The 10,914-nt window shown below is 64.8% G+C and carries 5 protein-coding genes and 1 pseudogene; 4 read left to right on the top strand and 2 right to left on the bottom strand.

Annotated features, from left to right (window positions below; translation table 11 throughout):
• On the top strand, positions 1-469 hold a 469-nt coding region (locus DI526_RS23435; RefSeq protein WP_369692056.1), incomplete at its 5' end, for a M10 family metallopeptidase C-terminal domain-containing protein.
• A 258-nt stretch (positions 470-727) separates the two neighbouring features.
• Here the strand turns inward: DI526_RS23435 and DI526_RS23430 are convergent.
• Positions 728-1,237, bottom strand: a pseudogene (locus DI526_RS23430) (O-antigen ligase family protein); the annotation flags it as partial.
• A 700-nt stretch (positions 1,238-1,937) separates the two neighbouring features.
• On the opposite strand from DI526_RS23430, the gene DI526_RS17445 reads away from it, so the two are divergent.
• From DI526_RS17445 to DI526_RS17435, 3 genes are all read left to right on the top strand, one after another.
• On the top strand, positions 1,938-2,195 hold the full coding sequence (locus DI526_RS17445; protein ID WP_304280677.1) for a hypothetical protein: 258 nt from the start codon (positions 1,938-1,940) through the stop codon (positions 2,193-2,195).
• A gap of 217 nt (positions 2,196-2,412) precedes the next feature.
• Positions 2,413-3,600, top strand: coding sequence for an acyltransferase (locus DI526_RS17440; RefSeq protein WP_304280676.1), 1,188 nt, complete (start codon positions 2,413-2,415; stop codon positions 3,598-3,600).
• Positions 3,601-3,602: 2 nt separating this feature from the next.
• On the top strand, positions 3,603-9,734 hold the full coding sequence (locus DI526_RS17435) for a putative Ig domain-containing protein (RefSeq protein WP_304280675.1): 6,132 nt from the start codon (positions 3,603-3,605) through the stop codon (positions 9,732-9,734).
• Here the strand turns inward: DI526_RS17435 and DI526_RS17430 are convergent.
• The gene (locus tag DI526_RS17430) at positions 9,724-10,887 is read right to left on the bottom strand and encodes an acyltransferase (protein WP_304280674.1); all 1,164 of its coding nucleotides are present in this window, start codon (positions 10,885-10,887) and stop codon (positions 9,724-9,726) included. The genes DI526_RS17435 and DI526_RS17430 overlap by 11 nt on opposite strands.
• Positions 10,888-10,914 lie beyond the last annotated feature (27 nt).

The raw sequence follows: 10,914 nt of genomic DNA, 5'->3' as shown, positions 1-10,914 counted from the left end.
CGTGATCAGGGGCATGGGCGGCGACGACCTGCTCCGCGGCAATGGCGGCGCCGACTTCCTGTATGGCGGCGACGGAGCCGACACGCTGTCGGGCGGCGCAGGCAATGACTGGCTGGAAGGCGGCGCGGGCGCGGACATCGTCATGGGCGGGGCGGGCGCTGACCGGTTCGTGCTCACGGCGGTCAGCGATTCAACCGCCGCGGCGCAGGATCGGTTCGACGACTTTTCGTATGCGGAAGGCGACCGCATCGACCTCTCGGCGATCGACGCGAACACCGCCCTAACTGGAGATCAGGCGTTCCGCTTCATCGGCTCCACCGCCTTCTCCGGCGCGGCCGGCGAGTTGCGTGCGACGCCGGCTGGGAACGGCCTCATGACCGTCTATGGGGATGTCGACGGCGACGGCGTCGCCGAAGTGCAGTTCCTGGTCCGCGCCAGCGCCCTGAGCGGCGCCGAGTTCCTGCTTTAGGCCTTCAGCCGACCCTGCGCGCTCGCGCGGGGTCGGCGCCTTCCGGCTTGCGAGACCAACGCCGCCCCCCAGCAGAAGACTCATCAAGGCGCTCATAGAAGGCACTTCGAGCGCATAGTCGCTCAGGCCATGGATCGCGAACAGCAGCATGACGGCGGCGAGCGCGGCGAGGTGGTCTCCAGTCTCACCCGGACGGATCGCGCCGAGAACGATCTTCACGACGGCCAGCAGCACAATGGCCCACATCAGACCGGCGCCAACGATCCCGGCCTGTGAAAGCCACTGAACATAGACGTTGTGGGCGGCGCCCACGTCGTAGAAAATGCTGAAGTTTTCGCCATTGATCGCCTGGTTGTTCAGGCTACGGAACGACCCCAAGCCCCAGCCGAACCAAGGCCTCTCGGTGAAGAACGCATAGTGCGTCTGGATCAGGCGCAGACGGTAGCCCAGATCGGTCGAAAGCTCGGGCAGCCGCCGCGCCAGACTTCCTCCGTAGAGCAGGCCGGCCGCGATCAAGACCAGGCCGCCGAGCAGCAGGACGGACGGCCGGATGCGTCCGAGCAAACTTGGCCCTCCGCGCAGCACGAACATCGCCGCCAGCGCCAGGCAGCTTGCGGCGAGACCCATGCGGGAGGCGGTGAAGACAAGGCTGAGCGCGAACAGCACCAGCAGAGCCGCCGCGACGGGCTTGCGATCCAGGATGGAGCGGCTCAACAGCCGCCGGCTCCGCCCGCGCCTCGCGAGGAAGCCGCACACCAGGACCGCCATGCAGCCGAACAAGGTGGCGGCCGTGTTCGCGCTCACGAACGTCGCGGTCAGGCGACCATGCGCGGTTATTCTCTGAACGCCTATCGCGCGATCAGGCCAGAGGGCGTTGGCCAGCAGCCCATAAAGCGCCAGGCCGCCCGCCAGGATCAGAAGCCAGGTCGCCATCACCCTGTAGCGGCGAAGAGACCCGCCCATCAGCAGCCCGCATGTGAACAGGCACGCCAGGCCCAGCAACTTCAGAATTTCCACGAAAGCCGCCTGGCGATCCGCGATGGGCGGGAGACTTGCAGCCAGACGCGCCAACCAACGGGGACCGACGTTTGAGGCGAGCGGAAGCGCGGCCGTGAAGATCAGCCCGGCGAGCAGCAGGCCGAAGGCGGCGAGCCAGCCGGCCCGCGCGCGCAGCTCGACGCCGGCCCAGCCTCGAGAAGCAATCGCCGCCAAGAGACAGCCCTCGGCGGCGGCGGCGATCAGCGAAAGCCCGAGATTGTTGGCGCCAAGGGCGACATGGAGCGCCGAAACAAGCACGGCTGCGGCCACACCGGCCCACCGGCCCGACAATGCCTCCATCCGCCCCTCCAAGTCCCCACTTCTTATTAGGATAACCTAACGTGGTAAAAAGGTGACCGCCCAATTAAGGAAAGAGTCGAGCGGAAATTTAAGAACGCTTTGACAATGCTCGCCCTTAGGAGGACCTGTCATGGCCACGGGCGTTCAGATCAAGCCGAAGACGATCACCAACTCGGTCGCGCGTGAGTGCACGACCGCCGCCAGCGTGACCGATACGGTTCAGCTTACTCAGGAAAACCTCGACGCTCTGCGCGCCACGCTCGACGCTGACGGCGCCGCGGCGATGGCGACGGTCGAGGGCCGTTGGCCCCGGGTGTACGGCCTGTCCTTCGCGGTGCTGGTCTCGGCCGGACTGTGGTGGGGTGCGATCGCGCTGGCCACCCGCTGAAAATCACCGACGCAGCCGCGCGGCAAGCCAATCGCTCACGAACACGGGTATCCGAAATTAGTTCCCGTGAAAGTAAAATAAACGCCCTCACAATGATGTTATGGGCCTTAAGAATGAACAGGCGCTGTCCAGCTTCTTAACAAGCCGTCACGTGCTATAGACAAGCTACTTTTAGGTGAGCAGCCTAGCTTTGCTAGGCTGGCGCTGAGTGGGTGGCATGTACAAGATTCAGTCGATTCAAGCCCTGAGGTTCTTCGCCGCACTGCTTGTCGTGCTGGATCATACGATGCTCGCCTTGATTTATGCGGGCGCCATTCCACAACAATACAGCAGCCTCGCCTGGCTCATGGGCGAGATGGGCGTGTACGTTTTCTTCGTGATCAGCGGCTTCATCATGCTGATTACGAACGAGGATCGGTTCGGCAGAGAGGGCGCGATCGGCGGCTTCCTGCTCAGGCGCTTCATTCGGGTCGCGCCGATCTACTGGCTCTTCACCACGTGGGTCGTCTGGTCGGCCACGCGGAACGTCCCAGGGGCGATTACGCCCGATCAGATTCTGAAATCCTATCTCTTTATCCCGGTCGAGAACGCCGACGGGCAAATGCGGCCGGTGCACGGGGTCGGCTGGACGCTGAACTATGAGATGCTCTTCTACGGCCTTTTCGCGCTCGCCATGGCTTTCCGCTTCAAGACGGGAGTGGCGGCTGTGTTCGGCGCCCTGGTTGTGCTGGTCGTTTCGGGGATGGCCCTGCGCTGGCCGTTCGACAGCAGCGAGCCGAGCACACTTCTTCAGGTCTGGACCAGCCCGATCCTTCTGACATTTGGCGTCGGCCTGCTGATCGGTCTCGCGCGGAAGCGTTTCAGCGGCGAACCGCCGACGCTTTCCTCCTGGATCCCCTGCGCCTTGATGGCGGCGCCTCTCTTCGCTTTTCAGTTGAGCGGCAGCGACGAAATTTCAGTCGTATGGAGAATTTGCACGGCGGTGAGCGCTATAGCCGTCGTCGCCCTTACCGCATTTACCAAGCTTCCGGCGCTTCCTGAGCGAATTCTCGGATATGGTGGTGACGCCTCCTACAGCCTTTACCTTGTTCATACGATTGTTATTGGCGCTCTCTATAAGCGCCTTCCCGACATCGCTGCCTATAACCCGGTCGCTTTCTTCGCGATTGCTGTTTTGGCGTCGATTTTCGCTGGCTTTGTTGTCAGGCACGCCATAGAGAAGCCGTTAACGCGATTGGCTTGGGCGGCCATCGCCTGGTGCAAGTCAATCTCAAATTGGGTCCGTCAGCGGCCAAGGCCTTCAGCGCCATCTCATGCGCTTGAGCAGCCTAGGCCCCAGGCGAACTGCGCCGAGGAACTAGAGGGTGGCGCCCGAGTAAGAGCGGGGACGCTCAGAGGGGAATAGAGATGGGCGCGTGGCTCGTGATTGGCGACCCTGCAGACTGGGTCGTGCTCGCCGGACAGGCGTCGACCCAGACCAATACGACGGCCGCCTCCGCCTTCGCGACCTCCACCGATACGGGCGTTTATCAGGCCAAGCTAGCATCGGGCGCCGGACTGCCGTCCTGGATGTCGCTTGACCCCAACACGGGCGCGCTCAGCGTCTCGAACGGCGTCGCCGGCGTCTATGACGTGCTTGTCACTCGGGTGAACGGCGGCGTCAGCAGCGCCCCGGCCGTCCTCACGGTCTATGTGCAAGGCGCCGTTTCCCTCACCGACCCGATCCACGACCGCAGCTTCGTCAACAAGGCGGCCTTCACGTTCGGCCTGGAGGCCGACACCTTCAGCGCCGCGACCGCGACCACGCCCCGATACAGCCTGGATCTGCTGGGCGCCATCGACAGCCTGACCGAAGGCGTTTCCGGCAGCAGCTACGCCGACTCCTTGATGGATCGCCTGCGCACGGCCTACGGCGATGGGGGCCCGGGCCTGCAGATCTTCAACAATGTCGCGGCCGCCACCTACACGTCCGGCAATGTTCGGTTCCTGTCCGGCCCGTCCTCTTCGCCTGGGCTGGTAAAATACTCGATCAACGGCCGGGGCGTCGACATCAGCAACGCGGACGGCCGCGACTCCTTTGGCTGGAAGGTGGGCAGGGCCTGGGATACGGCCACGGTCTACTATCTGCAGCAACCCGGCGGCGGCACGCTGACCGTCCATGGCGCGGGCGACGGCGCCAGTGTCGTCGTCAACACGGATGGTCCGCTGATGCTGAAGAGCATCAGCGTGCGCTCGGACCGCGGACAATCCGACGCCAGCCTCGTATTCGATGGCATAACAGGCCACGTTACGCTGTTCGGGGCGGACTTCCGGCTCGACCACGGCGGCGCGACATTTTCGAACATCGGCGTTGGCGGTTCGAGCCTGACCAACTGGTCGCTGCTGGACTCCAACTTCCGCAAGGCCTGGTTCGCGGCGCTTTCGCCGGAGGTCTATGTCTTCAACGCGGGGATGAACGACCGCGGGCTCCTCACCGAAGCGCAGTACCGCACGCTGGTGCGCGCCGTGCTGGACGATCTGGCCGCCGTCTCTCCGAACACCAAGATCATCCTGGTCGGATCCAACGACATCGGAAGCAGCGGCCAGGACTATCTGGCCATGTACCGGACCGTGTTGCAGCAGGAAGCCGCCGCACGGGGGGGCATCTATGTCAACGACATGGCGACGCTTGGCACCTATGTGCAGGCGTCGGCCGCCGGCTTGATGCTGGACAAGATCCACCCCAACGCCGCGGGCAATCTCGCCCGGGCTGGGGTCTATATCGAAACGATCGGCGTTGACGACGCCATTTCCTCCACCGCGGCGGAAGTGTTCGGCCAAGGTAAGGTCGCGGGCCTGACCTATTCCGCCAAGATGGCCAACGGCGACGCGCTGCCCTCGTGGCTGTCGTTCGACAGCACCACGGGCCAATTCACCGCGACCGCGGCGGACAAGACGGCTGGCGTCTACACCATCCGCGTGACCGCCACGAACGCGGCCGGCGCGACGGTCAGCGATGACTTCGACCTCAAGATCGTCAACAATCTCCTCCTTCAGGGTGGGGAAAGCGCCGATGACCTGGCTGGCGATGTCGGGTCAGACAGGCTGTATGGCAAGGGCGGCGCGGACAAGCTGAGCGGTGGCGCGGGCGACGATTTCCTGGACGGCGGCGCCGGGGCGGACGTGCTGGACGGCGGCGCCGGCAAAGACTTCGCGCTTTACCAGCAATCGACGGCCGCGGTGAACGTCAACCTGCAGCTGGGCGTCGGCCGGGGGGGCGAAGCCGAAGGCGACACCTTGACGAATATCGAGGGCGTCTACGGGTCGGCCTTCAACGACGTCATCACCGGCGACGCGCTGCAGAACGACATCAACGGCATGGGCGGCGACGACCAGATCTTCGGCGGACTGGGCCGGGATATCCTGTATGGCGGCGCCGGTAACGACGTCATCGATGGCGGTGGCGGCGACGACTTCATGTTCGGCAACGCCGGCAACGACACCTTCTATGTCGACAGCACGACCGACCAGGTCAACGAGGTCGCAGACGAGGGCGTCGATCTGGTCATTGCAACAGCGTCCTTCACCCTGAGCGCCAATGTCGAAAATCTGACGCTGGCTGGCGCCTCCGCCATCGCCGGCACGGGCAATGGGCTGAACAACGTCATCACGGGCAACGGCGCGAACAACGCGCTCTCCGGCGCTGGCGGCGACGACATCCTCTACGGGATGGAAGGCGCGGATACGCTGGATGGCGGGGCGGGCAACGACACGCTCGACGGCGGGGCTGGCGCGGATGTGATGACCGGCGGCGTCGGCGACGACATCTACATCGTCGACAACACGGCGGACGTGGTTCGAGAGTCCGCCGGCGAAGGCCTCGACACCGTCCAGGCTTCGGCCTCGTTCACCCTCAGCGCGAACGTCGAGAACCTCGTGCTGACCGGCGCCGCCGCCATCAATGGCGAAGGCAATGATCTCGTGAACATCATCACCGGCAACGGCGCCGCCAATGTCCTCAAGGGTGGTGCGGGCGACGACAAGCTGTACGGCCTGGATGGCGCCGACACGCTTGAGGGCGGAACGGGGAACGACACCCTGGACGGGGGCGCCGGCGCCGACTCCATGGCGGGCGGAGCGGGCGACGACACCTATGTCGTCGACGACGCGGGCGACCTGGTCAAGGAAAACGCCAGCGAAGGCGTCGATACGGTCCAGGCGTCGGTTTCGTTCGTCCTGGGCGCAAACATCGAGAACCTTCTACTGACCGGCGCCGCCGCGCTGACCGGCGAAGGCAATGAGCTGGCCAACACCATCACTGGCAATGCCGCCGCCAACATCCTAAAGGGCGGCGCGGGCGCAGATAAGCTCTACGGCATGGACGGCGCGGACACGCTCGACGGCGGCGCGGGCGACGACGTCCTCACCGGCGGGCGCGGCGACGACACCTATGTGATCGACAGCGCCGGCGACCTGGTGGTCGAACTGGCGGGCGAAGGCGTCGACCTCGTGCAGTCGTCCCTGTCCCATACCCTGGCCGCGAATGTCGAGAACCTGCTGCTGACGGGCACGTCGGCGATCAATGGTGGCGGGAACGACCTGGCCAACACCATTACCGGCAACAGCGCGGCCAACGGCCTCAGCGGCGGCGCCGGTGACGACAAGCTCTACGGCATGGACGGCGCCGACACGCTGGATGGCGGTCTTGGCGACGACCTGATGGTCGGGGGCAAGGGGGACGACGGCTATTTCGTCGACAGCATCAACGACACCATTGTCGAGCTGGCGGGCGAGGGAACGGATCTCGTCCGCGCCTCGGTGACCTATAGCCTGGCCGACAACGTCGAAAACCTCACCCTGACGGGCGCGCTGGCGATCAACGGCTCGGGCAATTCACTCGCGAACGTCATCAACGGCAACGCGGCGGCCAACGTCCTGAGTGGCGGCGACGGCAACGACAGCCTCAACGGGTACGATGGCGACGACACGCTGGATGGCGGCGCCGGCGCCGACATCATGGTCGGCGGCAAGGGCAACGACATCTACGTGGTGGACAGCGCCCAGGATGTCGTCTCGGAACAGGCTGGCGAAGGGATCGACACGGTCTGGGCGTCGGTCACGGCGACCCTGAAGGCCAATGTCGAGAACCTGTTGCTGACGGGCGCCGACGCGATCGACGGGACCGGCAACGATCTGGCGAACACCCTGACGGGCAACGACGCCACCAATGTCCTTTCCGGCGCCGACGGCGCGGACCAGCTCTTTGGCATGGGCGGAAACGATCGTCTGGTGGGCGGCCTCGGCGCCGATATCCTCGACGGCGGATCGGGCGACGACGTCATGGTCGGCGGCGCCGGCGACGACATCTACTATGTCGACAGCGCCAACGACACGATCACCGAGCTGGCGGGCGAAGGCCTCGACATTGTTCGCGCCACAGCGTCCTTCGTGCTGTCGGCCAACATTGAGAGGCTGGAGCTTCTCGGCTCATCGGCGATCAACGGCGAGGGCAACAGCCTCGCCAACATACTGACCGGCAATTCCGCGGCCAACATCCTGCGCGGCGGCGACGGCGACGACACCCTCAACGGGCTCGATGGCGACGATACGCTCGACGGCGGGCTGGGAGCCGACACTCTGGTCGGCGGCAAGGGCGACGACATCTATGTCGTCGACAGCGCTCAGGATATCGTCACCGAGCTCTCGGGCGAGGGGAATGACACGGTCTGGGCGTCGCTGAGCCTGACGCTGGCCGCCAACGTCGAGAACCTGCTGCTGAATGGAACCGCGGCGATCGACGGGACTGGCAACGCGCTGGACAATACGCTCACGGGCAACAACGCGGCCAATGTGCTTTCCGGCGCTGACGGTGCCGACCAGCTCTTCGGCATGGGCGGAAACGATCGTCTGGTGGGCGGCGTCGGCGCCGATATCCTCGATGGCGGATCCGGCGACGACGTGATGGTCGGCGGCGTCGACAACGACATCTATTATGTCGACAGCGTCAACGACACGATCACCGAGCTGGCTGGCGAAGGCGTGGACACCGTCCGTACGTCGGTTTCGCTGGTGCTTGCGGCGAACGTCGAGAACCTTGAGCTTTTGGGGTCTTCGGCGATCAACGGCGAAGGTAACGAGCTGGCCAATATCCTGACGGGCAATTCCGCGGCCAACACCCTGAAGGGTGGCGATGGCGCTGACCGGCTGCTCGGGATGGATGGCGACGATGTGCTCGACGGCGGCGCCGGCGCCGATGTCTTGATCGGCGGGCTCGGCGACGACACCTACTACGCAGACACCTCCGACAGCCTGGTCGAGAACGCCGGTGAAGGCTTAGACACCGTCATGGCCAGCGTGAGCTATGGGCTCGGCGCCAATCTCGAGAATCTCACCCTGATCGGCGCGTCCGCCATCAATGGCGACGGCAACGAGCTCTCGAACGTGATCACGGGAAACGACGCGGCCAACACGCTGAGCGGCAACGCGGGCGACGACAAGCTGTATGGCGGCGGCGGCGTGGACCAACTGCTTGGCGGCGCCGGCGACGACTACCTCGATGGCGGCGCGGGCGCCGACGTCATGAAGGGCGGCGCCGGGGCTGACCGATATGTGGTGGACCAGAGCGGCGACACCATTGTCGAGCTTGCCGGCGAAGGCGTCGACACGGTCATCAGCTTCATCTCCTACGAACTGAAGGCGAACCTCGAAAACCTGACCCTGACCGGAAGCGCCGCGCTGAACGGAACCGGCAATGACGACGCCAACGTCATAACCGGCAATGAGTTCGCCAATCAGTTGATCGGCCGGGGTGGCGACGACGTCCTGTACGGCGGCGGCGGCAACGACCTTCTGAACGGCGGCGTCGGCGTCGATGTCGCCTACGGCGGCGCGGGTGACGACACCTATTCGATCGACGACAGTCGCGACCAGGTCATCGAGTATGCGAACGAGGGCGTCGACACCGTCAACGCGACCGCCTCCTTCACACTTGGCGCCAATGTCGAGAACCTGATCCTGCTGGGATCGGCGAATATCGACGGTTTCGGCAACCAGCTCGACAACGTGATCAACGGGTCGGAAGGCGCAAACCTGCTTCAAGGCGGGGATGGCGCGGACACCTTGAGAGGCGCCGGCGGCGACGACACCCTCGATGGCGGGGCGGGACGCGACTACCTTTCGGGCGGGAACGGCGCCGATATCCTGATCGGCGGCGCTGACGGCGACGACTTGTACGGCGGCGCCGGCGCCGACATCTTCAAGTTCGTGGCCTTGTCCGATTTTGGTCCGGCGACGGCCATGGATCGCATCGGCGACTTCACGTCTTCCGCCGGCGACCGCATCGACCTTTCCCTGATCGACGCGAACACGGCGATCGCCGGCGACCAAGCCTTTATCTGGCGCGATCGCGCGGCGTTCTCCAACGTCGCTGGCGAACTGCGGATCGGCAGCTCGGGCGGCGGGGTCTATCTGGTCGCGGGTGACGTGGACGGCGACGGCAAGGCCGACTTCCAGTTCCAGGTCGTCACCTCATCGTTGGTGGGCTCGGACTTTATCCTTTAGCCGCGTGTTTCGGGGCGGGCTCGACGTGCGCCCCGAAACGCTTCCTCAGGGCCAACATCGGTTCACCGACGAGGCGATAGGACACATAGCCGGCGCCGAAGGCGAACGACGTGGCGAGCAGGGCGTAGAGTGCGCGCATCGCCAACGGCCCCTCCTCGTGGAAGACCCCTGGCAGGAACCGCTCGCTCAGGTGCGCGAACTCCAGGTGCCATAGGTAGGCGCCGTACGACATCTGGCCCATCCAAACCAGCGGCGCGACTTCCAGCAGCTTGAGACCGACGTTGCCCGGGCGCACCTGGAGAAGGCCTGCAAAGGCGAAGGCCAGCCCCAAGCCCTGCATCGAATAACGGAAGGTGTCGCGGAAGAAAGGATCCCGGATCAGAAGGGACGACACCAGCAGGGCCACCCCGATGACCTGGGCCGCGATCCAGTGCTTGGCCCAGAAATCCCGCCACGCTTCGCGACGCGAGAGCAGCGCGAGAAGGCAACCGTAGGCGATGGAATCGATGCGCGCCTCCGAAGCCACATAGGTATAGCCGCCCGGCAGGCCAATTTTGATCGCGACGCAGCGCCAAGCCAGCGCCGCCACGCAAACGCCGATCAGGAAAACCGTGAAGCGCTTGGGCGTCCGCCAGAACAGCGAGAAAACCAGAGGATAAAGGATGTAGTAGTGCTCTTCGACGGCGAGGGACCAAAGGTGCGGCCAGCGCAGCCCCTCAACCTGACCGTAGATGTGCGCCACGTGATAGTAGTTCGTGAAGTAGAACGCCGCCGCCACAAAGTCCATCACACGGGGGAGGCCGACGTAGAGGGCGCCGCCCAACCCAGAAAACAGAAGCAGGAAGGCCAGTTCAGGAGAGAGCCTCAGGAACCGCCGGATGTAGAAGTCGCGCTTCTTTACGGTACCCGTGCGAGCCGTTTCACGAAGCAGGAGCGTGGTGATCAGATAGCCGCTGAGAAAGAAGAAGATCGTCACCCCGAGCGCGCCAGGCACCTCGCGGTTGAAGCCATAGTGCGACAGCACGACAAGAAGGACGGCGACCGCACGCAGCCCATCAAGGCCAGCGATACGGCCATGAGAGTCGTTACGCGTCTCGCCGGTGGAACGCTCCGCCCCTCCGGGACGGGCCCCTGTAAAATTCGCGCTGTCCACACTCGCTCCTTGCGACTGCGCCCCCTT

The sequence above is a fragment of the Caulobacter segnis genome, from assembly GCF_003243465.1.
In the GTDB taxonomy this organism is placed as follows: domain Bacteria; phylum Pseudomonadota; class Alphaproteobacteria; order Caulobacterales; family Caulobacteraceae; genus Caulobacter; species Caulobacter segnis_A.
This window is presented reverse-complemented; position numbering and strand designations above follow the sequence as displayed.

What these genes read in the sequence shown, in the direction of transcription:
- DI526_RS17440 (WP_304280676.1), top strand. Translation starts at nt 2,413, where the DNA reads ATGTACAAGATTCAGTCGATTCAAGCCCTGAGGTTCTTCGCCGCACTG.
- DI526_RS17435 (WP_304280675.1), top strand. Translation starts at nt 3,603, where the DNA reads ATGGGCGCGTGGCTCGTGATTGGCGACCCTGCAGACTGGGTCGTGCTC.
- DI526_RS17445 (WP_304280677.1), top strand. Translation starts at nt 1,938, where the DNA reads ATGGCCACGGGCGTTCAGATCAAGCCGAAGACGATCACCAACTCGGTC.